22 protein-coding genes are annotated in these 22,698 nt (G+C 65.9%); 16 read left to right on the forward strand and 6 right to left on the reverse strand.

The window, feature by feature from the left end; all coding sequences use genetic code 11:
* The first annotated feature begins 65 nt into the window (after nt 1–65).
* Entirely contained in the window at nt 66–1,070 is a 1,005-nt protein-coding gene (locus tag MFF62_RS18965; protein ID WP_238264760.1) for a Bug family tripartite tricarboxylate transporter substrate binding protein, read from the forward strand.
* Here the strand turns inward: MFF62_RS18965 and MFF62_RS18970 are convergent.
* Nucleotides 1,042–2,850, reverse strand: coding sequence for a potassium/proton antiporter (locus tag MFF62_RS18970; protein ID WP_238264666.1), 1,809 nt, complete (start codon nt 2,848–2,850; stop codon nt 1,042–1,044). The genes MFF62_RS18965 and MFF62_RS18970 overlap by 29 nt on opposite strands.
* Before the next feature lie 367 nt (nt 2,851–3,217).
* Between MFF62_RS18970 and MFF62_RS18975 the strand changes: the two genes are divergently transcribed.
* Both MFF62_RS18975 and MFF62_RS18980 read left to right on the forward strand, forming a co-directional pair.
* The gene (locus MFF62_RS18975; protein ID WP_238264667.1) at nt 3,218–3,679 is read left to right on the forward strand and encodes a tripartite tricarboxylate transporter TctB family protein; all 462 of its coding nucleotides are present in this window, start codon (nt 3,218–3,220) and stop codon (nt 3,677–3,679) included.
* A gap of 13 nt (nt 3,680–3,692) precedes the next feature.
* The gene (locus tag MFF62_RS18980; protein ID WP_238264668.1) at nt 3,693–5,195 is read left to right on the forward strand and encodes a tripartite tricarboxylate transporter permease; all 1,503 of its coding nucleotides are present in this window, start codon (nt 3,693–3,695) and stop codon (nt 5,193–5,195) included.
* Nucleotides 5,196–5,270: 75 nt separating this feature from the next.
* On the opposite strand, the gene MFF62_RS18985 is transcribed toward MFF62_RS18980, so the two are convergent.
* Nucleotides 5,271–6,155, reverse strand: a complete 885-nt coding sequence (locus MFF62_RS18985) for a LysR substrate-binding domain-containing protein (RefSeq protein ID WP_238264669.1) — start codon at nt 6,153–6,155, stop codon at nt 5,271–5,273.
* Nucleotides 6,156–6,333: 178 nt separating this feature from the next.
* Between MFF62_RS18985 and MFF62_RS18990 the strand changes: the two genes are divergently transcribed.
* The gene (locus tag MFF62_RS18990; RefSeq protein ID WP_238264670.1) at nt 6,334–7,311 is read left to right on the forward strand and encodes a Bug family tripartite tricarboxylate transporter substrate binding protein; all 978 of its coding nucleotides are present in this window, start codon (nt 6,334–6,336) and stop codon (nt 7,309–7,311) included.
* Between the two features lie 83 nt (nt 7,312–7,394).
* Nucleotides 7,395–9,020, forward strand: a complete 1,626-nt coding sequence (ggt, locus tag MFF62_RS18995) for a gamma-glutamyltransferase (protein WP_238264671.1) — start codon at nt 7,395–7,397, stop codon at nt 9,018–9,020.
* Nucleotides 9,021–9,182: 162 nt separating this feature from the next.
* On the opposite strand, the gene gltS is transcribed toward ggt, so the two are convergent.
* Entirely contained in the window at nt 9,183–10,376 is a 1,194-nt protein-coding gene (gltS, locus tag MFF62_RS19000) for a sodium/glutamate symporter (protein ID WP_238264672.1), read from the reverse strand.
* Between the two features lie 177 nt (nt 10,377–10,553).
* On the opposite strand from gltS, the gene MFF62_RS19005 reads away from it, so the two are divergent.
* Nucleotides 10,554–11,414, forward strand: a complete 861-nt coding sequence (locus tag MFF62_RS19005; protein ID WP_238264673.1) for a PhzF family phenazine biosynthesis protein — start codon at nt 10,554–10,556, stop codon at nt 11,412–11,414.
* Nucleotides 11,415–11,493: 79 nt separating this feature from the next.
* Complete coding sequence (locus MFF62_RS19010; RefSeq protein ID WP_238264674.1) at nt 11,494–12,111, forward strand: pyridoxamine 5'-phosphate oxidase family protein; 618 nt, start codon at nt 11,494–11,496, stop codon at nt 12,109–12,111.
* A gap of 18 nt (nt 12,112–12,129) precedes the next feature.
* On the opposite strand, the gene MFF62_RS19015 is transcribed toward MFF62_RS19010, so the two are convergent.
* Entirely contained in the window at nt 12,130–13,614 is a 1,485-nt protein-coding gene (locus MFF62_RS19015) for a CoA transferase (protein ID WP_404990783.1), read from the reverse strand.
* Between the two features lie 279 nt (nt 13,615–13,893).
* Here MFF62_RS19015 and MFF62_RS19020 point away from each other — a divergent pair, with 279 nt between their 5' ends.
* The 7 genes from MFF62_RS19020 (at nt 13,894) to MFF62_RS19050 (ending at nt 18,488) form a co-directional block, all read left to right on the forward strand.
* Nucleotides 13,894–15,642 (forward strand): glutamine--tRNA ligase/YqeY domain fusion protein, encoded by a 1,749-nt coding sequence (locus tag MFF62_RS19020; RefSeq protein ID WP_238264675.1) that lies wholly within the window; start codon nt 13,894–13,896, stop codon nt 15,640–15,642.
* Nucleotide 15,643: 1 nt separating this feature from the next.
* Nucleotides 15,644–15,874: an RNA-binding S4 domain-containing protein gene (locus tag MFF62_RS19025; protein ID WP_238264676.1), complete on the forward strand. Its 231-nt coding sequence runs from the start codon at nt 15,644–15,646 to the stop codon at nt 15,872–15,874.
* An 89-nt stretch (nt 15,875–15,963) separates the two neighbouring features.
* Nucleotides 15,964–16,353 (forward strand): MAPEG family protein, encoded by a 390-nt coding sequence (locus tag MFF62_RS19030; RefSeq protein WP_238264677.1) that lies wholly within the window; start codon nt 15,964–15,966, stop codon nt 16,351–16,353.
* Nucleotides 16,354–16,363: 10 nt separating this feature from the next.
* Nucleotides 16,364–16,969 (forward strand): YceI family protein, encoded by a 606-nt coding sequence (locus MFF62_RS19035; protein WP_238264678.1) that lies wholly within the window; start codon nt 16,364–16,366, stop codon nt 16,967–16,969.
* A gap of 137 nt (nt 16,970–17,106) precedes the next feature.
* The gene (locus MFF62_RS19040) at nt 17,107–17,415 is read left to right on the forward strand and encodes a hypothetical protein (RefSeq protein ID WP_238264679.1); all 309 of its coding nucleotides are present in this window, start codon (nt 17,107–17,109) and stop codon (nt 17,413–17,415) included.
* Nucleotides 17,416–17,539: 124 nt separating this feature from the next.
* Nucleotides 17,540–18,088, forward strand: coding sequence for a YaeQ family protein (locus MFF62_RS19045; RefSeq protein ID WP_238264680.1), 549 nt, complete (start codon nt 17,540–17,542; stop codon nt 18,086–18,088).
* A 52-nt stretch (nt 18,089–18,140) separates the two neighbouring features.
* Nucleotides 18,141–18,488: an FKBP-type peptidyl-prolyl cis-trans isomerase gene (locus MFF62_RS19050; protein WP_238264681.1), complete on the forward strand. Its 348-nt coding sequence runs from the start codon at nt 18,141–18,143 to the stop codon at nt 18,486–18,488.
* Between the two features lie 67 nt (nt 18,489–18,555).
* On the opposite strand, the gene MFF62_RS19055 is transcribed toward MFF62_RS19050, so the two are convergent.
* Complete coding sequence (locus MFF62_RS19055) at nt 18,556–18,873, reverse strand: hypothetical protein (RefSeq protein ID WP_238264682.1); 318 nt, start codon at nt 18,871–18,873, stop codon at nt 18,556–18,558.
* Nucleotides 18,874–19,082: 209 nt separating this feature from the next.
* Between MFF62_RS19055 and MFF62_RS19060 the strand changes: the two genes are divergently transcribed.
* Together MFF62_RS19060 and MFF62_RS19065 are read left to right on the forward strand one after the other, a co-directional pair.
* Nucleotides 19,083–19,880, forward strand: coding sequence for a gamma-glutamylcyclotransferase (locus MFF62_RS19060; protein ID WP_238264683.1), 798 nt, complete (start codon nt 19,083–19,085; stop codon nt 19,878–19,880).
* A gap of 21 nt (nt 19,881–19,901) precedes the next feature.
* A complete protein-coding gene (locus MFF62_RS19065; RefSeq protein WP_238264684.1) occupies nt 19,902–20,702 on the forward strand; it encodes an ankyrin repeat domain-containing protein in 801 nt (266 codons plus the stop codon).
* A gap of 26 nt (nt 20,703–20,728) precedes the next feature.
* Here the strand turns inward: MFF62_RS19065 and MFF62_RS19070 are convergent, their stop codons facing one another.
* Entirely contained in the window at nt 20,729–22,432 is a 1,704-nt protein-coding gene (locus MFF62_RS19070) for a long-chain fatty acid--CoA ligase (protein WP_238264685.1), read from the reverse strand.
* Between the last annotated feature and the right edge of the window lie 266 nt (nt 22,433–22,698).

A 22,698-nucleotide genomic window follows, 5' to 3' on the forward strand; every position in this document is an offset into this window, starting at 1 on the left:
CCGTGGGAGCCGGCGCGCAACGTACGCGCCAGCCCGCCAAGATTCCCATCCTTTCCACGATTGACATGCTGAAGACCCTGCTCACGGCCGCCCTGGCGGCCACCATGGCCCTGTCCGTGACCGCGCCGGCCCAGGCCGCCGGCGCCAACTGGCCGACCAAGCCGATCCGCTTCGTGGTGCCCTACCCCGCCGGCGGCCCGCTGGACACCGTGGCGCGTGCCATTGGCGAGAAACTGCGCGACAGCCTGGGCCAGCCCGTGGTGGTCGAGAACAAGCCCGGTGCCGGCGGCAACCTGGGCGCGGACTACGTGGCCAAGCAGCCGGCCGACGGCTACACCATCGTGATGGGCGCGGTGGCCACGCACGCAATCAATCCCACGCTGTTCACGAAGATGCCCTATGACCCGGTCAAGGACTTTGCGCCGATCACGCTGGTGGCCGATGTGCCGAACGTGCTGGTGATGCACCCGGGCAAGGCCGCGGAGCTGCACATCAACAACGTGCGCGACCTGGTGGAGTACGCGCGCAAGCATCCGGGCAAGCTCGACTACGCGTCGGGCGGCAACGGCAGCGCGGGCCATCTGTCGGGCGAGCTGTTCAAGAGCATGGCGCACGTCAGCATGGTGCACATCCCTTACAACGGCGCCAGCCCGGCGCAGTTGTCGGTGCTGTCGGGCCAGACTGACCTGATCTTCGACAACCTGGCCTCGGCGTCGGCCAACATCAAGGCCGGCAAGCTCAAGGCGTTTGCCGTGACCACGCCCGCCCGCGCGGCGGCGTTCCCCGACCTGCCGACCATTGCCGAGGCCGGCAAGGGGCTGGGCCTGGAAGGGTTCGACATCTCCACGTGGTTTGGCGTCCTGGCGCCGGCCGGCACGCCGCGCGACATCGTCGACCGACTCAACCACGACATCGTGGCCATCCTGAAGACCGACGACATGAAGGCCCGCCTGGCGCGTATCGGCGCACAGCCGGCTCCCACCACGCCCGAGCAGTTCGGCGCGCTGATCCAGCGCGAGCTGAAGAAGTACGGCCAGGTGGTCAAGGTCTCCGGCGCGAAGGTCGATTGAGCGATCCACGCGCCTTGTCGCGCAGACGCCAGAGCCGGTCCTTGCCGTCCCTGGCGTCTTCCGCCGCGTTGCGCGGCAGCAGCAATCCCACCTGAATGATGCGTGGCCCTTCCATCCGGGTCACGGTCAGCCGCAGGCCGGCGATCTCGACGGCATCGCCCTCCACAGGCGGCGACGGAAACACCGCCAGCATCGCCTGCTCCAGCGTCCGGTCCTGTTCCTCGGGGTCCAGCGGGCGCGTGCCATAGAGCGCCGCCACCTCGGCCAGCCTGGCCTGCCCATCGAGCAGGAAATCGTGCGATACCTGGTCCCATGCCGGCGACGCGGCCGGCTTCAGGAACAGTCGCGACAGGCGCGGCATCGACGGACTTGGCGCCAGGATCGTCACGATATCGCCCGCGCGCAGCACCACCTGATCCAGCGGCACCAGCGCCCCGTCGCGCGCCACCGTCACCAGCCGGCTGCGCGGCGGCAGTTCGGCCTGGTCGGCGCGCAGGTCTTCCATCGGCGAATTGGCGGCCACCGCGAACTGCATCAGCTCCATGCCCGGCGCCTCGACGCCGCGCAGACGCTCGCGCGACAACGGCTCGTCATAGGCGGGCCGCAGCACCCGCGCCAGCCGCGCGGCCAGCGCCACCGTGGTGCCCTGGCATAGCAGGCTGGCCAGCACCACGGCAAAGGCCACACGGAACAGCAGTCCGGAATCCTCCATGCCCTGCAGCAGCGGAAACAGCGACAGCACGATCGGCACCGCGCCGCGCAAGCCCATCCAGGCCAGGAATCCCTTCTCGCGCGGGCTGAACCGGAACGGCAGCAGCGAGACAAACACCGCCAGGGGCCGCGCCACGCACATCAGGAACACCGCCAGCGCAAAGGCCGGCAGCGCGATATCCCAGATCCGGTGCGGCGTCACCAGCAGGCCCAGCAGCAGGAACATTGCCGACTGCGCCAGCCAGGCCATGCCGTCCATGGCGCGCAGCACGTCCTCGCTCACGGCCCGGCCGCGGTTGCCCACCATCATCCCGGCCAGGTAGATGGCCAGGAATCCGCTGCCGCCAAACGACTGGACGATAGCCCAGACCATGCAGCCCGCCGAGCAGATCAGGATGGCCTGCAGCCCTTCGGCCACATTGACGCGCTCCATGACGTTGGCCATGCAATAGCCCAGGCCTACGCCGAGCAGACCGCCCACCCCGAACTGCACCAGCAGCCGCAGCGCCAGCGCCCCGGGCGACAGGCTGTTGGGTGCCGCAATCCATTCGATCAGGGTCAGCGTCAGGAAGATGGCCATCGGGTCGTTGATGCCCGATTCGATCTCGAGCACGCTGGCCACGCGCTCCTTGAGCCGGATGCCGCTGCCGTTGAGCAGCGAGAACACGGCGGCGGCATCGGTGGAGCCCACGATGGCGCCCAGCAGCAGCCCCAGCCGCCAGTCGATGCCGAACATCCAGGTCGCGAACAATCCCACCAGCACGGCGGTCAGCGCCACGCCCACGGTGGCCAGCGACAGCGACGGCCGCAGCGCCACCCGAAAGGTGGCAAAGCGCGTGCGCAGCCCGCCATCGAGCAGGATCACGGCCAGCGCGATATTGCCGACCAGGAAACTGAGCCAGGTATTGGCAAAGCGGATGCCGCCCGGGCCGTCCACGCCGGCGGCCATGCCCACGCCCAGGAAGACCAGCAGGAACGGCACCCCGAAGCGCGCCGAGAACACCCCGAGCAGAATGCCCAGCGTCATCACCAGCGCGCCAATCAGAATGGCGTGGTCGATCGCTTCCAAGCGGGCTCTCCTCTCGTCGTTTCTATGTCGTCTCTATGTCGTTCTTTTTCGGGGACGTCAGGCCATGCGAAAGCTTTCACTCCAGCTTTCGATCATAGGTGCCCGCAAGCCGCCGGTCTGTCGGTTTCCGTCCTGCCCAAGGCCATTCCCCTACGCCCTCAATCCGCGTATTCCCTGCACTTTTCCTTGCATCGTCAACGACTTACCGAAACCTTTCAGACGTCTGCGTAGGGACATACCCTGAGGTTGCCACTTTATGCAGACATATGAAAGCTGGCTGAAAGGATGCGCTTTTAACTTCCACCCTGCCGCGACCTGGGAGCCTTTGTCGCGAAGATTTCAAGCAGTCATATCGAGGAGAATCATTTTGCGCATACGTAGCCAAAAGGACTTTGCCTCCGGCCTGATGTTCATTCTGGTCGGTCTGAGCTTTTCCTTCGTCGCCCGTGGCTATTCCATGGGAACGGCCGCCAAGATGGGACCGGGATACTTCCCGTTCTGGCTCGGCATCGTGCTCGCCCTTCTGGGCGCGCTGGTCCTGTGGGGTTCGCTGTCTTCCAAGGCGGAAGAAGATCATCTGGCCCGCTGGGACCTGAAGATCCTGCTGTGGATCCTGGGTGCCGTGGTGCTGTTCGGCCTGCTGCTCAAGCCCCTGGGCATGGTGCTGTCGGTGGTGGTACTGGTGCTGGTTTCCTCGATGGCCAGTCACGAATTCAGCTGGAAGGGTGCCATCCTGAACGCGATCATCCTGGTCGTGATCAGCATGGGTGCCTTCGTGTACGGCATCAACCTGCAGATGCCGGTGTGGCCGGCCTTCCTGGCAAGCTAAGGAGACGAGCCTCATGGAACTGTTAGCCAACCTCGGACTGGGCTTTTCCACCGCCCTGTCCTTCCAGAACATCGCGTACGCCTTCCTGGGCTGCGTACTGGGTACGCTGATTGGCGTGCTGCCGGGCCTGGGCCCGCTGGCCACCATCGCAATGCTGCTGCCCGTGACCTACACGCTGCCCCCGGTGGCCGCGCTGATCATGCTGGCCGGTATCTACTACGGCGCCCAGTACGGTGGTTCCACCACCGCCATCCTGGTGAACCTGCCCGGTGAATCGTCGTCGGTGGTGACCACCATCGACGGCTACCAGATGGCGCGGCGCGGACGTGCCGGCGTGGCACTGGCCACGGCGGGTCTCGGTTCGTTCTTCGCCGGCTGCGTGGCCACGCTGATCCTGGCCGCTTTCGCGGCTCCGCTGTCGGAACTGGCGTTCAAGTTCGGCCCCGCCGAGTACTTCTCGCTGATGATCCTGGGCCTGATCGGCGCCGTGGTGCTGGCATCGGGTTCGCTGGTCAAGGCCATCTCGATGATCGTGCTGGGCCTGCTGCTGGGTCTGGTCGGTACCGACGTGAACTCGGGCGCCGCGCGCTTCTCGTTCGACGTGCCTGAACTGACCGACGGCCTGAACTTCGTGTCGGTGGCCATGGGTGTGTTCGGTTTCGCGGAAATCATCGCGAACCTGGAACAGAAGGAGGCCCGCGAGACCTTCACGGACCACGTGACGAACCTGTTCCCGACCAAGGAAGACTTCAAGCGCATGATTCCGGCTATCCTGCGCGGCACGGCGCTGGGTTCGATGCTGGGTATCCTGCCTGGCGGCGGTGCGGCACTGGCTTCGTTTGCAGCGTACTCGCTGGAAAAGAAGACGTCGAAGTATGCGCATGAGTTCGGCAAGGGCGCGATCGAAGGCGTGGCAGGTCCGGAATCGGCCAACAACGCCGCGGCACAGACGTCGTTCATTCCGCTGCTGACGCTCGGCATTCCGCCTAACGCCGTGATGGCGCTGATGGTGGGCGCGATGACGATCCACAACATCCAGCCGGGTCCGCAGGTGATGACCAGCAATCCGGCGCTGTTCTGGGGCCTGATCGCCTCGATGTGGCTCGGCAACCTGATCCTGATCATCCTGAACCTGCCGATGATCGGTATCTGGGTGAAGCTGCTGAAGGTGCCTTACCGCTACCTGTACCCGGCCATCCTGACGTTCTGCTGCATCGGCGTGTACTCGGTCCAGAACACCACGTTCGACGTGTTCCAGACCGCGGCATTCGGCGTGATCGGCTACCTGTTCATCAAGCTCAAGTGCGAACCGGCGCCGCTGCTGCTGGGCTTCGTGCTGGGACCGATGATGGAAGAAAACTTCCGCCGCTCGCTGCTGCTGTCGCGTGGTGACTTCAGCGTGTTCGTGACGCGTCCGCTGTCGATGGGCCTGCTGGTTGCCGCGGCAATCCTGGTGGCGATCGTGGCGATGCCGTCGATCAAGTCCAAGCGCGAAGAAGCGTTCCAGGAAGAATAAGAACGCTGTATCGCGATACAACGCAGTACAAAAAAGGGCGCCCTGGTGGCGCCCTTTTTTATTTGCCGCGCGGGCTCAGCCGCCAAACAGGTCCGCGCAGGCCGCGCGAATCGCCTCGGTCACGCGCACACGGCCGTGGTCGCGCCGCTCGAGCATGCCGATGGTGCGCACGGTGGGCTCGCCCCCTGCCCGCAATGGCAGGATGCGTAGCGCCTTGTCGTCGCGCCAGCGGGCACGCTTGAGCAGCGGCACCACCGTCACGCCCACTTCCTGGCGCACCAGCTCCACCAGCGCCTCGATCGAGTTCAGTTCCAGGTATTCGTTGGTGCGAAGGTGCGCGCGGCGCAGCGCGCGCTCCACCAGCGCGCCAGTGCGCTGGCTGCGGTCGAAGCGCAGGAACGGATTGGCGGCCAGCGCCTGCCGCGCATCGTCGCCCTGGCTGCCGCGCGCCGCAATGGCGACCAGCGGCTCGTCATAGAGCGGCGTCCAGTGCAGCGTGCCGGCCAGGCGCGCCGACCCCTCCACCACGAACGCGGCATCAAGCTCGCCGCTTTCCACCATCGCCGCCAGCTCGAACGACTTGGCGCCGATCAGCCGGACATCGAGCGCCGGATAGGTCCGCTTGAGGCCGGCCACCACATGGGACAGCCCGCCCATTACCGACACCACCGCGCCCACCGCGACCGCGCCCGCCATGTCCTGCGAGCCCGCCAGCGGCACACGCATGTCGTCGTAAAGCGACAGCAGACGGCGCGCCTGCGGCAACAGCGCCCGGCCGTCGGCATTGAGCACGGCCACGCGGCCGCTGCGGTCGAACAACTCGCGGCGCAGTTCTTCCTCCAGCGAGCGCATTTGCAGGCTGACGGCCGCCTGCGTAAGCGCCACCTGGCCGGCGGCCGCCGCGAATGACCCCTGTTCGGCCACGGCGACGAAGGTTTTCAGGAAGCGAATCGTGCTCATGTCTGGTGCAAGCTTTCAGGCAGCTTTCAGGAAAGTGGCTCACGCGGTGATCCACAAGATTTTCTTGTCAATCAAGCAAGGAATATTAACTTTCATTATGGACGCCAGCGCGGAATAATTTGAGCTTTCCTGCCGCAGTTCCACCGTTGTACCCATCCGCTTCCGGAGACGTATCAAAATGAAAAACTGGCTACGCCTTGCCGGCATTGGCCTTGCCACGAGCCTGACCCTTGCTGCCGCGCCGTCGCAGGCCGAAACCTATCCGGGCAAGCCGATCCGCCTGATCGTGCCGTTTCCGGCCAGCGGCGCCACCGACCTGCTGGCGCGCGCGATTGCGCAGAAGGTTGGCCAGAACATGGGCCAGCAGATCGTGGTGGACAACCGTCCCGGCGCGGGCGGCGCCATCGGCTCGGATATGGCCGCCAAGGCAGCGCCTGATGGCTACACGATCCTGATCGCCACCACCAGCACGCACTCGATCGGCCCGTACATCAATACGCACCTGCCGTACAACACCGAGACCGATTTCACGCCAATCGGCCAGGTAGCCACGGCCACCAACGTGCTGGTGGTGCCGAACCAGTTACCGGTGAAGAACGTCAAGGAACTGATCGACTACGCCAAGAAGCATCCGGGCGAGCTGAACTACGCGTCGAGCGGCAACGGCACCGTGGTGCACCTGACCGCCGAGGCCTTCAAGGCCCAGGCCGGCGTGTTCATCACCCACATCCCGTACCGTGGCACCGCGCTGGCCGTGCCCGACCTGATTTCGAACAAGGTGCAGGTACTGTTCGACAGCATCGTGTCCGGCATGCCGCACGTGAAGGACGGCAAGCTCAAGGCACTGGCTGTGACCAGCCTGAAGCGCTCGCCGCTGGCACCGGACCTGCCCACCGCCAGCGAGTCGGGCCTGCCCGGCTTCGAGTCCGATACGTGGTTCGGCATCTACGGCCCCAAGGGCCTGCCGCCCGAGATCGTGAGCCGCCTCAACACCGAGTTCAACAAGGCCATCCAGTCGCAGGACGTGAAGGACCGTCTGGCCAAGCTGGGCGCCGAACCGGTTGGCGGCACGCCGGCCCAGTTTGCCGCGATGGTCAAGAAAGACAGCGCGCGCTGGGGCAAACTGATCAAGGATCGGAAGATTCAGGTGGATTGATCGCCTGATTCAGGTTTGGCTCCCCTCTCCCGTAGGTGGGAGAGGGGCGAAATACCGAAACAGTGACTGATAAAGAGACAGCCATGCAGAACTTCAACTGGACCAACCCCTACCCCACCGTGCGCATTCCGCTGTTCGCGCGTAACGTGGTGTCCACCTCGCACCCGCTGGCCGCTCAGGCCGGCCTGCGCATGCTGCTCAAGGGCGGCAATGCCGTGGATGCGGCCATTGCCGCCGCCGCAGCGATCACGCTGGTGGAGCCGGTGTCGTGCGGTCTGGGCAGCGATGCCTTTGCGATCCTGTGGGATGGCAAGGAACTGCATGGCCTGAATTCGTCGGGCGTGGCGCCGGCGGCCTGGAGCACCGACTACTTCAAGAACAAGTACGGCACCGACGGCAATGGCCTGGCCAATCGTCCGATCCGGGGCTGGGATTCCGTGACCGTGCCGGGCGTGATCGCCGGCTGGGCGGCGCTGCACGAGCGCTTTGGCAAGCTGCCGTTCGAAGACCTGATGGAGCCCGCGATCGAGATCGCCGAGCGCGGCTACGCCGTGCCGCCGGTGGTGGCGCACAAGTGGGCCGCCGCCGTGCCGGACCTGAAGAGCCAGCCGGGCTTTGCCGACACGTTCATGCCCAATGGCCGCGCCCCGCACGTGGGCGAGAAGTTCGTGTTCAAGGACGCCGCCGACACGCTGCGCAAGATTGGCGCCACCAAGGGCCGGTCCTACTACGAAGGCGAGATCGCCGAGAAGATCGCCGCGTTCAGCAAGGAGTGCGGTGCCGCGATGTCGCTGGACGACCTGCGCAACTATCGTCCGGAATGGGTCAAGCCGATCAGCAAGTCGTACCGTGGCTACGACGTGCATGAAATTCCGCCGAACGGCCAGGGCATTGCCGCGCTGATGGCGCTGGGCATCCTGGACCAGTTCGACCTGGGTGCGCTGCCCGTGGATTCGGTCGATTCGCAGCACCTGCAGATCGAGGCGATGAAGCTGGCCTTTGCCGACCTGTATCGCTACGTGGCCGATCCACGCAGCATGGAAGTCACGCCCGAGCAGATGCTGGACGACGCCTACCTGAAGTCGCGCGCCAAGCTGATCGACATGCAGCGCGCCACGCACTTCAACTTCGGCATGCCGCGCACGGGTGGCACCATCTACCTGACCGCCGCCGACGAGAACGGCATGATGATCTCGTTCATCCAGTCGAACTACATGGGCTTCGGCTCGGGCGTGGTGGTGCCGGGCACCGGCATCAGCCTGCAGAACCGCGGCGTGGGCTTCTCGATGGATCCGAAGTCGGCCAACGTGGTGGAACCCGGCAAGCGTCCGTTCCATACGATCATTCCGGCGTTCCTGACCAAGGATGGCGCTCCTGTGATGAGCTTTGGCGTGATGGGCGGCGACATGCAGCCGCAAGGCCACCTGCAGACCGTGGTGCGCATGCTCGACTACAACCAGCAACCGCAGGCCGCATGCTGCGCGCCGCGCTGGAAGGTCAACCGCGACTTCACGCTGGACGTTGAAGGGACAATGGATCCGAACACCGTGGCCGGTCTCAAGGACCGTGGCCACAAGCTCAAGTCGGTGGAAGACCCCTACATGGACTTCGGCTCGGGCCAGTTCATCTGGCGCCTGTCGGACGATGCCGAGCAAGGCTACGTGGCCGCCAGCGACAGCCGTCGCGACGGCCAGGCCGTCGGCTTCTAAAGGATTGCGGCGATTGAAGCGCCGCAGGGCAATTGCTGAAGCCGTACCGCAGTAGTGTCGTACCGGATCAAGGTCGTACCGCAGTAGGAAGTAGGCAGTTCGAAGTAGGAAGTCCTGTAAGGCGCCATGGAGCAATCCATGGCGCCTTTTTTACTGCGCCCGTCAGTAGATCGGCAGGCCCAGGAACAGCTTGATCACCACCGCATTGACGATGTCGATGAAGAACGCGCCCACCATCGGCACGATCAGGAATGCCAGGTGCGACGGACCGAAGCGGTCAGTGATGGCCTGCATGTTGGCGATGGCGGTAGGCGTTGCGCCCAGGCCAAAGCCGCAGTGACCAGCCGCCAGTACGGCGGCGTCGTAGTTGCGGCCCATGACGCGGAACGTCACGAAGATCGCGAAGGCGGCCATGGCGGCGGTCTGCACCAGCAGGATCAGCAACATCGGCAGCGCCAGCGACGTCAGTTGCCAGAGCTTCAGGTTCATCAGCGCCATCGCCAGAAACATCGACAGGCTGACATTGCCAAGCACCGACAGCGCGCGGTCGAACACCGTGTACCAGCCAAGGACGGAGAGCACGTTGCGCAGGATCACGCCCACGAACAGCACCCAGACGAAGGTCGGCAGTGCCAGCGCGCTACCCTTGGCCATCTCGGACAGCGCATGGCCCGCGGTCAGGCAGACCAGGATCAGCGCCAGCGTTTCGATCAGCGCCGAAGCGGTGATCTGGCGCCCGGCCTGCGGACTCTCGAAGGTCAGCACCTGGTCGTCGGCCCCGAGACCGGGCTTGGCCACGTTGCGCAGCAGGTAGCGCACCACGGGGCCACCGATCAACCCGCCCAGCACCAGGCCGAACGTGGCGCAGGCCACGCCCAGTTCTGTGGCGTAGGACATGCCGAACTGTTCCACGAAGGTCGTGCCCCAGGCCGCGCTGGTTCCGTGCCCGCCGGACAGCGCAATCGACCCGGCCAGCAGGCCCGTGGCCGGATGCAGGCCCAGCGCACCGGCCAGACCGACACCAAAGCCGTTCTGGATCACCAGCAGGCCGGCCACCGCGATCAGGAAGATGCCAATCGATTTGCCGCCCTGCTTGAGGCTGGCCAGATTGGCGCTCAAGCCCAACGACGCGAAGAAGGCCAACATCAGCGGCGTCTGCGCGGAGGTATCGAAATTGACCTGGAAGTCTGCCGTGAAGCGGGCCAGCGCCAGGCACAGCGCCACGATCAGGCCCCCGACCACCGGTTCGGGAATATTGAAGGTGCGTAATGGCGGGGTGACTTTGAGCAGCTTGCGCCCGACCAGCAGCACCAGTGATGCCGCGACGAGCGTTTGGATGTTATTGAGTTCCAACATGGCCAGCGTCCAGAAAAAAACTGAATTCTTGGCGCCAGCAGCGATCTCGCCAATCGCCGTCCAACTAAAAGCGATAAGCGCAACTGTCCTGCCGCACATGCATGAAACTGTGCATGGCGTCCGGGTGCCGCATCCGTACACTGGCCATTCCTCTTTTCCATATCCAGCGGCACGACCATGGCCACCTACGCATACCGAATCGTCAACGTCTTCGCCGAATCCACATTCGGCGGCAACCCGCTTTGCGTGTTCGAGGATGCGCGCGGCATCGACGACGTCACCATGCAGGCCCTGGCCCTGCAGTTCAACCTGTCCGAGACCACCTTCATTCTCCCGTCCGACAACGCCACCGCCGCCGTGCGCATCTTCACGACGGGCTATGAGATGCGCTTTGCCGGCCATCCCACGCTGGGCACCGCGCATGTGGTGCGCGACCTGGCAAAGACCGGCGATGCGCTGACGCTGGAATTCAAGGCCGGCGTGGTGCCCGTGACGGCCATCGACGATCGCTGGACGCTGACGGCCCCGCACCGGGGCGCGGCGAAGACCACACCGGCTGGCGTGCCCGATGCCGAGATGGCGTCGCTGCTGGGCCTGCAAGCGGACGATCTGGCTGGCGCGCCGATCTGGGTGGATACCGGCGCGGACCAGTTGCTGGTGCCCGTGAAGACGCCCGACGCCGTGCGCCGCGCGCAACCGGACAGCAGCCGCCTGGAGCACTGGCCGCAAAGCAGCCTCGGCCGCAAGACAGCCTATGTATTTGCGTTCGATCCGGAGCAGCCGGGCAAGGTGCTGGCGCGCTACTTCTTCACCAAGCTGGGGGGCGGTGTAGCCGAGGACCCCGGCACGGGCTCGGCCTGCGCCAACCTGGGCGGCTGGCTGCTGGCCACCGGGCACGCGCTGCCGGCCCAGTATGAAGTCGACCAGGGTGAATTCGTCGATCGCCGCTGCCGCCTGGACCTGGCCGTGACCGCCGAAGGCGAGATCCGCGTCGGCGGGCGTGTCATCGAGCTGGGCCGTGGCACGGTGACGATCTAACCGTCCGTTAGGTCGTCACCAGGGCGATGCGTCATACTGGCGCCCTCGCCCCATCGTGTCCTCTTTCGTGAGCCGCCTCATGCCTTCGCACGCTATCGCCACGCTGGCCGAACTGGAAACCCTCTACGCCGAGCCGGGCGCCGCCTCGCTGGCCAAGGAGGTCGACTACCTGCACCCGCACTACCGCGCGTTCGTGGAGGCGTCTCCGTTCTGCCTGCTGTCGACAATGAACGACAAGGGCGGCGACTGTTCGCCGCGTGGCGACGCGCCGGGGTTCGTGCAGGTGCTCGATGAACGCATACTGCTGCTGCCCGACCGGCGCGGCAACAATCGCATCGACAGCCTGCGCAACATCGTGGCCGATCCGCGCGTGGGCCTGCTGTTCCTGGTGCCCGGCGTCAACGAGACAGTGCGCGTGAGCGGCACGGCAACCGTTTCCACCGACCCCGACCTTCTCGCGCGCTGCGTGGTGCAGGGCAAGGCGCCCACCACCGTGCTCGTGGTTCACATCGAATCGGTGTTCTTCCAGTGCGGCCGCGCGCTGCTGCGCTCGGGCCTGTGGTCGGCCGATGCGCAGATTTCGCGCGATGCCCTGCCGAGCACCGGCACCATCCTGGCCACGCTGAGCCAGGATGCGATTGACGGCGTGGCCTACGACCGCGAGTTGCCCGACCGCCAGCGCACCACGCTGTACTAACTCGGCATCAGCGCCAGATCAGCGCGGCAGCCACTCGGCCGCGTGCGTGCCCAGCGGCACCGACGGCAGCGTCCAGTGCGCGGGCGTCTCCGACAGCTTCGCCGCGTGGCGCACCACGGTCAGTTCGCCGAAGCCCGACTCCTCCACTTCAAGCAGATCCGACACTTCGTCGATGTGCTGGTCGGGCGTGCCCATGCCGTCGGGCACGCGCCCCAGGCTGCGCAGCCACTGGCCCACCTGCGCCAGCGATACGCGCACGTGCCAGCTACCGCCTTCCACCGCACGGCGATGCAGCGCGACCATCGCCCCGAACGCCAGCAGGTATCCGCTGGCATGGTCCAGCACCTGCGCCGGCAGCGGCCTCGGTTCCGCACTGCCGGCCGCCTCGGTCTCGTCGGCGTTGATGCCAGTGGCCGACTGCACCAGCGAATCGAAGCCGCGCTTGCCCGACCACGGCCCCACATGGCCATAGGCGGACAACGACACGTAGACGATGCCGGGCCGGGCCCGCGCCGCCGCTTCCGGGCCAACGCCCAGATCCGACAGCCCGTTCGGCCGATATCCCTGCACCACGACGTCGGCGCCGTGGATCAGCTTGTGCACGGTGCGCTTGTCGTCCGGATCGCGCAGGTCCAGCTGGCATGACCGCTTGCCGCGGCCCGTGTCGATGACCAGCGACGGCATGGACGGCAGGTGCGCGGCAGTCACCAGCAACACGTCGGCGCCATGGGCAGCCAGCGTGCGGCCGGCCACCGGGCCGGCGATGATGCGCGTGAAATCGAGCACCCGGACGCCGCTCAGCGGCCGGGCATCGACGTTGATCTCGGCATGCGGCGCCAGTGCCGGCAACGGCTGGGGCGGCGCGTCGCCGATCTTCTCGATGATCACCGGCGGCAGGCCGTGCAGCGCCTGCGCCTGTGGATGCCGCTGCCATTCGTCGAACGTCCGCATTGCCGCAACCACCATCCCGGCGTCCGACGCGGCCGTCTCGAAGTCCTCGGCCTTCCATTTCGCCAGAGCAGCCCGTACCGCGTCCTTGTCATGCGCGCAGTTCAGGATGCGCAGCACGCCGTCGCGGTGGTGTGGAAAATTCGTATGCAGCCGCACCCAGCGGCCGTCGCCAGTCGGATACACGCCGGCGATCTTCTCCCAGAGCTCGGGCGCCGGGCCGCCATTGACGCGCAGGTAGCGCTCGCTGCGGAACTCGGCCAGTGCATGGCGCATGTCCACCGACACCGTCTGCCAGCGGCCTGTGCGCTGTGCCCAGAGCGCGGCCGCCGCCAGCGCCGACGCGCCCAGGCTGGCCTGCGCTGCCGTGCCGACGGCAAAACTCGACGGCAGGACGGGATCCGCGCCCGTCATGGCAATGCGGGACAGCGCCTCGGGCGGCATCGCGGCGTCGCGCCACAACGCGGCCAGCACGTCGGCGGGCGCCTGGTGGGGTTGGCTGGGGCTATCCGTGAAACCGGTGGACGAACCTGCGGCGGAACTGGCGGCATTCATGGCGTGTTTTCCTGCGGCGGGAAAGTGAGCGGCATGCGACGATAGCGGCGCATAGACCCTGTGCGGCACCCAGTCCGGCAAGTGGTACCGTGCCGTGGATTTTGCACCACTTCGGGTCGCCGCGCTGTGAGACGATTCGTAAATTCGCCAGCTAGCGCCGGGTCCCCGCGCAGGCACGGTAAAATCGCCCCAAACCCCAAGGAACATCAGGATCGCGGCCGGGTCAATCCAGACTCGACCGGTCCACCAGTTATCGGCCGCACGTGATGCGGCGCCAACATGAGCCACGACAACAAGCCTACCGACACGCCCGCCGCCTCCAACTTCCTGCGCAGCATCATCGACCAGGACCTTTCCGCCGGCACCTACGCCGGCCGCGCGGACAAGCAGGGCGAGCCGCTGCCGACCGTCATCACGCGCTTTCCGCCGGAGCCCAACGGCTACCTGCACATTGGCCACGCCAAGAGCATCTGCGTGAACTTTGGCCTGGCGCGCGACTACGCCGGGCGCTGCCACCTGCGCTTCGACGACACGAATCCGGTCAAGGAAGACACCGAATACGTCGATTCCATCATCGACGCGGTGCACTGGCTCGGTTTCTCGTGGGACGGCAAGCAGCCCGGCGCTGAACCGCACCTGTACTACGCGAGCGACTACTTCGACCGCCTGTACCAGTTTGCCGAAACGCTGATCGAGCGTGGCGTGGCCTATGTAGACAGCCAGAGCGCCGAGCAGATCGCCGCCAATCGCGGCAATTTCGGCGAGCCCGGCAAGCCGTCGCCGTTCCGCGACCGCACCGTCGCCGAGAACCTGCAACTGTTCCGCGACATGCGTGACGGCAAGTACGGTGACGGCGAGCACGTGCTGCGCGCGAAGATCGACATGACCGCGCCGAACATCGTGCTGCGCGACCCGGTGCTCTACCGCATCCGCCACGCCCATCACCACCGTACCGGCGACAAGTGGTGCATCTACCCGATGTACGACTTCACGCATTGCATCTCGGACGCGATCGAGAACATCACGCATTCGCTGTGCACGCTCGAATTCGAGAACAACCGCCCGCTCTACGACTGGGTGCTGGAACACCTGCGCGATGCCGGCGTCTTTGCCAGCCCGCTGCCGCACCAGTACGAATTCGCGCGCCTGAACCTGACCTACGCGATCACCAGCAAGCGCAAGCTCAAGCAGCTGGTGGACGAAAAGCGCGTGGACGGCTGGGACGATCCGCGCATGCCCACCATCGTCGGCATCCGCCGCCGGGGCTACACGCCGGAATCGGTCCAGTTGTTCTGCGACCGCGTGGGCGTGTCCAAGGCCGATAGCTGGATCGACATGAGCACGCTGGAAGGCGCCGTGCGCGATGACCTCGATGCCAAGGCACCGCGCAGCGTGGCCGTGCTGGACCCGGTCAAGCTGATCCTGGACAACTACCCCGAAGGCCAGAGCGAGGAATGCTCGGCACCGGTGCACCCGAAGCTGCCCGACATGGGCCGCCGCGTGTTCCCGCTGTCGCGCGAGCTGTGGATCGAGCGCGAGGACTTCAACGAGAACCCGCCGAAGGGCTACTTCCGCCTGTTCCCGGGCAACAAGGTGCGCCTGCGCTACGGCTACGTGATCGAATGCACGGGCGTGGACAAGGATGCCGACGGCAACGTCGTCGCCGTGCGCGCCAACTACCTGCCGGAAACCAAGAGCGGCACGCCGGGCGCGGACAGCGTCAAGGTCAAGGGCAATATCCACTGGGTCAGCGTGGCACATGCCTGCGAAGCCGAGGTTCGCCTGTACGACCGCCTGTTCAACGACCCGAACCCCGATGCCGGCGGCAAGAACTTCCTCGATGCGCTGAATCCGGATTCCAAGAAGGTGGTGACCGCCTATCTGGAACCGGGCCTGCGCGATGCCAAGGCGGAAGACCGCTACCAGTTCGAGCGCCATGGTTACTTCGTGGCGGACCGTACCGATTCGAAGCCGGGCAAGCCCGTCTTCAATCGCACGGTCGGCCTGAAGGACAGCTGGGGTAAGTGACATGACGCAGACCATCACGTTTCCGCTCGAAGGCGAGTTCATCGCCCTGAACGACCTGCTCAAGGTGGCTGGTGTCTGCGAAAGCGGCGGTGCCGGCAAGGCGCTGGTTGCCGCAGGCGAGGTCTCGGTGGATGGTGCGACGGAGTCGCGCAAGACCGCCAAGATCCGCGCCGGCCAGGTAGTTGGCGTGGGCGGCACCGGCGGCATCCGCATCAAGGTAGTGGCTGGCTGATTCTGCGCAGGGGCGATCCTGCCCCGCGCAGCCGTTTCAGAGGGTGGCAGCCAATGCCGCCCTCGCACCGAAGCACGCAAGGAGTATTCATGCCGATCGCTTTCTGGTGTGTGTTGCTGGCAGGCCTGATGCCAGTGCTGACTGTCTCCATCGCCAAGGCCGGCAGCCGCGCCGGCGGCTTCGACAACCACGACCCCCGGGCGTGGCTGGAGCGGCAAAGCGGCCGCGCCCGGCGCGCCGACATGGCGCACCGCAATCACTTCGAGGCTTTCCCGTTCTTTGCAGCCGCCGTGTTCACGGCCACGCTGCTGGCCGCGCCCCAGGCACGCATCAACGAGTTGTCGATGGTGTTCATCGTCGTCAGGATCCTCTACACGATCTGCTACCTGACCGACCGCGCCACGCTGCGCACGCTCTGCTGGACCATCGGCTATCTGACCGTCATCGGCATCTTCCTGCTGCCCGTCTTTGTCCACTGAAAGGGGTGCCATGCCCGCCCACCGCTGTTCCCCGGCCGCCGCGCTGGTGCTCGTGTTCGCCTTGCTGGGTGCCGTCCCGGCCCAGGCGGCGCCGACCAACTACACGGTCGATCCCACGCATACGAGCGTCTATTTCGGCGTCAGCCACTTCGATCGCACGACCGTGCACGGGCGCTTTGGCAAGATTGACGGGCGGATCGTCTACGACCCTGCGACCGGCGCCGGATCGGTCGACTTCACCGTGGATACCGATTCGGTCGACAGCGGCAACCGGAGCCTCGATGGGGTGCTGCGGTCGGCCCAGTTCTTCGACAGCCAGAATTTTTCCTTCGCCCGATTCCAGGCCAACCGATTTGTGACGGACGGGGGGCGGCTGGTGGCCATCGAGGGATCGTTCACGCTGCACGGCGTGACGCAACCGCTCAGGCTCGAAGCCGACCGCTTCAGTTGCGGGCAGACCGTGTTGTTCGGCATCCACCGGGATGTCTGTGGCGGTGACTTTCACGCCACCTTCGCCCGGAGCGCCTTCGGCATGACGCGCTTTCTGCCCGATGTAGGCGATACCGTCACTTTGCAGATTTCCGTCGAAGCAGCGCCGGCTGGCCCGGCACAGTAGTGCGCAAAAGCACGAAGCTGGCGCGCGATGACGACCCCGCGTCACCTTTATCGACAAAATCTTCAGTAAAATCAGCGCCTTGCCTATTCCCATCCTGCCGCGTTTCGCCTAAGCGTACCGGCCAGACGCGAGTCAAGATGAGCCTGATTTCTCCAAACGACGTCGTTTCGGCGGCGCTGGCTGCTGCTGGTGCCTGCCTGGCGTGCAGCATCCCCACCGATTTCCTGCGCCGCTTTCCGCTGTGGGCGTTCAAGACCTACGGCCGTGGCGCCCTGCTGCTGCCGTTGCTGGCCGGCATGGTCGGCGTGCTGCTGACGCGCGCGGCGCTGGCCGGCCAGATCAACAGCAACGGCGGCCTGGCGCTGGTTGCCGCGGCCGCTTTCCTGGGCCTGGTGGTGGCATCGGCGCTGCTGCGCTTCTGGCTCGGCGATTACCGCAAGCCCTGAGCGTCGGAGCGCGCCGGCACACATACCGGCGCCGGTTTTCCATCGCGCCGGCACGCGGATCACGTATGATTCGGCCTTTCGCGTGCCAGGCACGGTTGCCCGCACGCGCCGCATTCCCGATTCCATGGCGCTCAAATCAACGATCTTCAAGGCCGAACTGTCCGTCTCGGACATGGACCGGCCGTACTACGGCAGTCACATGCTGACCATCGCGCAGCACCCGTCCGAAAACGACGCGCGCATGATGGTGCGACTGCTCGCCTTTGCCTGCGAAGCCAGTGAAACGCTGGCGTTCACGCGCGGCCTCGACGAACCTGACGAACCCGACCTCTGGGACAAGACGCTGACCGGCGACATCGAGCACTGGGTCGAACTGGGCCAGCCCGACGAAGCCCGCCTGAAGCGCGCCGCCGCGCGCGCCGACCGCGTCACCGTCTATACCTATCAGAGCGCCAGCGCGCGCGAATGGTGGAAGGGCATGTCCGGCAAGGCCAGCAAGCTGCGCAACGTGACCGTCTACAATGTGCCGTCCGAAGCCGTGGATGCGCTGGCGCAGATGGCCCAGCGCGCCATGCGCCTGTCCGTGACCATCCAGGACGGCGACATCTGGGTCAGCGACGACGACCATAACGTGCAACTGACCCGCGACGTGCTCCAGCGCGCCGACGGCTAGTCACATCCGCCGCCGCGCACATTTACAGCCACACAGAAAAAGGAAGACTGCGATGCAAACCACTCCCTCCGGCCTGCAGTACGAAGACACCGTCGTTGGCTCGGGCGCCGAAGCCACCGCCGGCACGCACGTGACCGTGCACTACACGGGCTGGCTGTACGAGAACGGCCAGGCAGGCCGCAAGTTCGATTCGAGCAAGGATCGCAACGATCCGTTCGTCTTCCCGCTGGGCGCCGGCCACGTGATCCGCGGCTGGGACGAAGGCGTGCAAGGCATGAAGGTTGGCGGCACGCGCCGCCTGGTGATCCCGGCTGACCTGGGCTACGGCGCACGCGGCGCCGGCGGCGTGATTCCGCCGAACGCCACGCTGCTGTTCGAAGTGGAACTGCTGTCGGTCTGAGCCCAGCTCGATCACAAAATAAAAAACGGACGCCCTGGCGTCCGTTTTTTTATTGCCTGTCCCGCGCTCAGAAGCCGATGGCGGCGTTGCCGACGTCGATCCGAACCTTGTCGCGGTCCAGCAGGCGGCCGGCGTGGCGGGCGAAGTCCTGCGCCCATTCCGCGTTGGCAAAGCGGTTCTCGCCCGAGAACTTGGCCACGTTAAGGATCTTGTCGATCACAAGCACCTTGCCAACCGGGCTCGATGCCTGGCAGTCGAGTTCGGCATATTCGCGATCGAACCAGCGCCAGGCGGCGTCCTCGGTCACTGCCGCGAGCTCATTGTCTCCAATCGTGAATTCAAATTCCTTGCCGCTGCCAAACACCACGGTCAGGGTATGCGCCATGTCCGGTTCTCCGAGGATCGCCCAAGGTTGAGCGAAGGTTGCTTCCAGATTGCTTCCGTTAGGGCCCCTATTGTAGTGACTTGGCGCCCGGTCGGGCCAACCGGCACGACGCCAGCCGGTGCCCCAACCGTTGCCTGCTGCACACACCTTCCATTCAATCTGTGGTTTGCTTGCGACGTGTCAATGCGCTTTGGATTATTCTCTTAGCCATGGCCATTACAAGACAGGACCTCGAAGCGAACAGGCTGCGCACGACGTTGTGCAGTTCACCGGTCGCGTCGTCTCTGTTGCCCGAAGCCGACGTGGAGCGTTCGCTCTGCCAGACCCTGGCCTGCCGTCCCGACAGCACCGGCCTCGATGGCGACGTCTGGGTGTTCGGCTACGGCTCGCTCATCTGGAATCCGATGGTGGTGCACACCGAAAGTCGCCTGGCGACGGTGCACGGCTATCACCGCGGCTTCTATCTCTATTCCAAGATCAATCGCGGCACCTGGGACAACCCCGGGCTCGTACTCGGGCTGGACCGGGGCGGCAGCTGCACGGGCATGGTCTTCCGCATCCCGCGCCATGTCGTGGAACAGGAATTCCGCGTGCTGTGGCGCCGCGAGATGATGACGGGCGCCTACCACCCGCGCTGGCTGCGCGTGAAGCTGGACGCCACGCCCGACGCCCCCGAACAGCGGGCACTCGCTTTCGTGATGAACCGTGCGCATGCGGGCTATGCGGGCCGGCTGCCCGATGCGCGCGTGGTGGCCTGCCTGCGCCACGCCTGTGGCCTGTACGGCCCGGCGCGCGAGTATCTGCAGCAGACCCTGCTGGGGCTGGCCACGCATGGCGTCGACGATCCCTACCTGGGCCGCCTGTGGCGCCAGTTGCAGGAAAGCGATGCGGCCGAGGCCACGGGCGACGCCTGCGCCGTGGCCATGCCGGTGGCGACGTCGGCGTCGGTGGCCACGTGCCCCGATGACGCCGTGGCAGCCACCGTCCATCCACACGAAACCGTCTGACCGAAGCCACCGCCGATCATCATGACGCGCTCCCAGATACGTCCCCGCCGCCAGGCACTGGCCGAAATGCTCGGGTTGATGGGGTTGTTGATGGGAGGCGGCCTGCTGGCCGGCCAGGGCGGCCAGACGCTGGCGCGTTCGATCGGTGGCATGCGCGACGCCTCGGCCCCTACGCCGGCGCCGCGCCCCTACACACCCACGACGCCGTCACGCATCGACGGCGGCTCCGCGCTCGACCAGAACCTGATCACGGCCGCCAGCATCGGTGACCTCGACCTGGTGAACCGGCTGGTCAAGGCCGGGGCCTCGCTGCACGCCACCGACGAGCGTGGCCGCTCGGCGCTGCTGGCAGCCGTGTATAACCGCCGCGGCGACGTGGCACGCGCGCTGATCATGGCCGGCGCCGATGTGAACCAGAAGGATGGGGAATCGAACAGCGCGTTCCTGCTGGCGTCGGCTACCAACCAGCTCGAAGTCGTGCGGCACACGCTGTCGCATGGCGCCGATGTGCGCAGCACAGACCGCTATGACGGCACGGCGCTGATTGCCGCCAGCCAGCACGGCAACGTGGAAGTGGTGAAGCTGCTGCTGAAGGCCGGCGTGCCGGTGGATCGCGTCAACCAGCTCGGCTGGACCGCGCTGCTGGAAGCGATCATCCTGGGCGACGGCAGCCCGCGCTATGAAGAGGTGGTGCAATTGCTGCTGGACGCCGGCGCCGACGCCAACCTGGCAGACCGCGAAGGCATCACGCCGTCACGGCATGCGCGCGAGCGCGGCTATAAGACGATAGTCAAAATTCTGATGCGCGCCAGGGGGCACTGACCCCCTGGCGCCGCACCCGCCGTTCGTCAGGCCGCAGTGGCTTGCTTGGCGTTCTCGGATTCCTGCAGCTGGCGCCACATCACCTTGCCCGTGCCCGACTTGGGCAGCGCATCGACAAATTCCACCACGCGCGGGTACTTGTAGGCGGCCATGTTTTCCTTGGCCCACTCGATGATGTCCTCGGGCGTGGTCTTGCCCTTGGCATCGGCGCGCAGCACCACCACCGCCTTCACCGTCTCGCCGCGATACGTGTCGCGCGTGCCGATGATGCAGGCCTCCTGCACGGCCGGATGCTTGTAGAGCAGGTTCTCCACCTCGGCCGGCCACACCTTGAAGCCCGACGCATTGATCATGCGCTTGAGGCGGTCAGTGATGAAGTAGTAGCCCTCCTCGTCCATGCGGCCCAGGTCGCCGGTACGGAAATAGGTGTGGCCTTCAAACTCGATGAACGCGTCGCGCGTGGCGTCTTCCTTGCCCCAGTAGCCCTTGAACACCTGCGGCCCGCGCACGATGATCTCGCCCACTTCATTGGGCGGCAGTTCCTGCAGCGTCACCGGGTCAACCACGCGCGCGTCGGTGTTGAACGTCGGCACGCCCAGGCATTGCAGCTTGGCCCGGTCGGTCGGATTGCTGTGGGTCGGCGCCATGGTCTCGGACAGGCCATAGCCTTCCAGGTAGCTCAGGCCGAACTGCGTCTTCAGGCGCTCGGCCACCGCCTGCGGCATGGCCGCGCCGCCGCCGCCGATGTAGCGCAGGCTGGTGACGTCGAACGATGCCAGGTTCGGGCTGCCCAGGAAGTCAATGACCATGGTCGGGATGTTGGTCCAGTGCGTGACCTGGTAGCGCGAGATCAGGCGTCCGGCCACTTCGCGGTCCCAGCGCGGCAGCATCACCACGGTGGCGCCCGTGTAGATCGGGCCGTTCATGCCGTACTGCATGCCGGTCACGTGGAACAGCGGCAGCACCGACAGGATCACCGATTCCGAGCCGCTGCCCGACCACGTGGCCCCGCCGATCACGTTGTGCATGACCGAGCGATGGGTGTGGATGCAGCCCTTCGGGAAGCCCGTGGTGCCCGACGTGTACGGCATCACGGCCATGTCGTCGGGGCCAGCGGTATGCGGCCCCGGCTGCAGCCCGGCGCCCAGCGCCTCGGCCCACGGCGTGGCGTTGCCCGGCAGCGGATGCTGCGCGGTGAGCCAGGCCGGCGGGGCGTCCTCGGGAAATTCGTGGACCGGCGGCAGTGCGTCGGCGTATTGCGTCACCAGCAGATGCTGCAGACGCGATTCGGCCGGCAGCTCGCCATCGGCCTGCATCGCGCCGGCGGCCAGGTCTGCCGTGCAGATGGCCACGCGAGCGCCCGCATCGGTGACGTAGTGCTTGAATTCCTCGGCGCGGTTCATCGGATTGACCGGCACCACCACCGCATCAGCGCGCAGGATGGCGTAGTAGCTGACGATGAACTGCGGGCAGTTCTGCATGTACAGCAGCACGCGGTCGCCCTTCTTCACGCCCGCCTTCTGCTGCAGCCAGCCCGCCAGCGCGGTGGCCTGGGCTTCGAGCTCACGGAACGTGACGGCATTGCCGAAATAGCGAATGGCTGCCTTGTCCGCGAAGCGGCGCGCCGACACTTCGAGGTTGTACCAGAGCGAGGTCTCTGGCAGCACGATTTCGGTCGGCACTCGCTTGGGCCAAAACTGGAAATGCGGGCGCGCGGGCTTGGTGGTCATGGTGTCTCCTGCGGACGGTCTTCAAAGGACCAGATTCTGGAAAGCGCTGGATTCGCGGGTTGGCCCGCGTAGTGGTCAGGCAATATAACTGAACGACCGTTCTATTTTCAACCGGAGGTTTTCCCGCCCATCGCAGGGGGGGCCCGGACGCGGCTGGTTGCAAATTGGGACTTCGCCCTCACAATAGGTCATTCCGGCCACTACGCTGGTCATCCCGCTGGTCATCCACTGGTCATCCGCTGGTCATTCAATTCCGAGGTGCAGAA

Origin of the sequence: Cupriavidus pauculus (assembly GCF_022179805.1) — a bacterium.
GTDB classification, from domain to species: Bacteria; Pseudomonadota; Gammaproteobacteria; order Burkholderiales; family Burkholderiaceae; genus Cupriavidus; species Cupriavidus pauculus_E.

Excerpts from the sequence above, each read along its gene's own strand:
- MFF62_RS19070 (WP_238264685.1), bottom strand. The coding sequence starts at position 22,432 with ATGACCACCAAGCCCGCGCGCCCGCATTTCCAGTTTTGGCCCAAGCGA.
- MFF62_RS19055 (WP_238264682.1), bottom strand. The coding sequence starts at position 18,873 with ATGGCGCATACCCTGACCGTGGTGTTTGGCAGCGGCAAGGAATTTGAA.
- MFF62_RS18965 (WP_238264760.1), top strand. The coding sequence starts at position 66 with ATGCTGAAGACCCTGCTCACGGCCGCCCTGGCGGCCACCATGGCCCTG.
- MFF62_RS19015 (WP_404990783.1), bottom strand. The coding sequence starts at position 13,614 with ATGAATGCCGCCAGTTCCGCCGCAGGTTCGTCCACCGGTTTCACGGAT.
- MFF62_RS19010 (WP_238264674.1), top strand. The coding sequence starts at position 11,494 with ATGCCTTCGCACGCTATCGCCACGCTGGCCGAACTGGAAACCCTCTAC.
- MFF62_RS19050 (WP_238264681.1), top strand. The coding sequence starts at position 18,141 with ATGCAAACCACTCCCTCCGGCCTGCAGTACGAAGACACCGTCGTTGGC.
- ggt (WP_238264671.1), top strand. The coding sequence starts at position 7,395 with ATGCAGAACTTCAACTGGACCAACCCCTACCCCACCGTGCGCATTCCG.
- MFF62_RS19025 (WP_238264676.1), top strand. The coding sequence starts at position 15,644 with ATGACGCAGACCATCACGTTTCCGCTCGAAGGCGAGTTCATCGCCCTG.
- MFF62_RS19060 (WP_238264683.1), top strand. The coding sequence starts at position 19,083 with ATGGCCATTACAAGACAGGACCTCGAAGCGAACAGGCTGCGCACGACG.
- MFF62_RS18990 (WP_238264670.1), top strand. The coding sequence starts at position 6,334 with ATGAAAAACTGGCTACGCCTTGCCGGCATTGGCCTTGCCACGAGCCTG.
- MFF62_RS19040 (WP_238264679.1), top strand. The coding sequence starts at position 17,107 with ATGAGCCTGATTTCTCCAAACGACGTCGTTTCGGCGGCGCTGGCTGCT.
- MFF62_RS19065 (WP_238264684.1), top strand. The coding sequence starts at position 19,902 with ATGACGCGCTCCCAGATACGTCCCCGCCGCCAGGCACTGGCCGAAATG.
- MFF62_RS19005 (WP_238264673.1), top strand. The coding sequence starts at position 10,554 with ATGGCCACCTACGCATACCGAATCGTCAACGTCTTCGCCGAATCCACA.
- gltS (WP_238264672.1), bottom strand. The coding sequence starts at position 10,376 with ATGTTGGAACTCAATAACATCCAAACGCTCGTCGCGGCATCACTGGTG.
- MFF62_RS19030 (WP_238264677.1), top strand. The coding sequence starts at position 15,964 with ATGCCGATCGCTTTCTGGTGTGTGTTGCTGGCAGGCCTGATGCCAGTG.
- MFF62_RS19035 (WP_238264678.1), top strand. The coding sequence starts at position 16,364 with ATGCCCGCCCACCGCTGTTCCCCGGCCGCCGCGCTGGTGCTCGTGTTC.
- MFF62_RS18980 (WP_238264668.1), top strand. The coding sequence starts at position 3,693 with ATGGAACTGTTAGCCAACCTCGGACTGGGCTTTTCCACCGCCCTGTCC.
- MFF62_RS18985 (WP_238264669.1), bottom strand. The coding sequence starts at position 6,155 with ATGAGCACGATTCGCTTCCTGAAAACCTTCGTCGCCGTGGCCGAACAG.
- MFF62_RS19020 (WP_238264675.1), top strand. The coding sequence starts at position 13,894 with ATGAGCCACGACAACAAGCCTACCGACACGCCCGCCGCCTCCAACTTC.
- MFF62_RS19045 (WP_238264680.1), top strand. The coding sequence starts at position 17,540 with ATGGCGCTCAAATCAACGATCTTCAAGGCCGAACTGTCCGTCTCGGAC.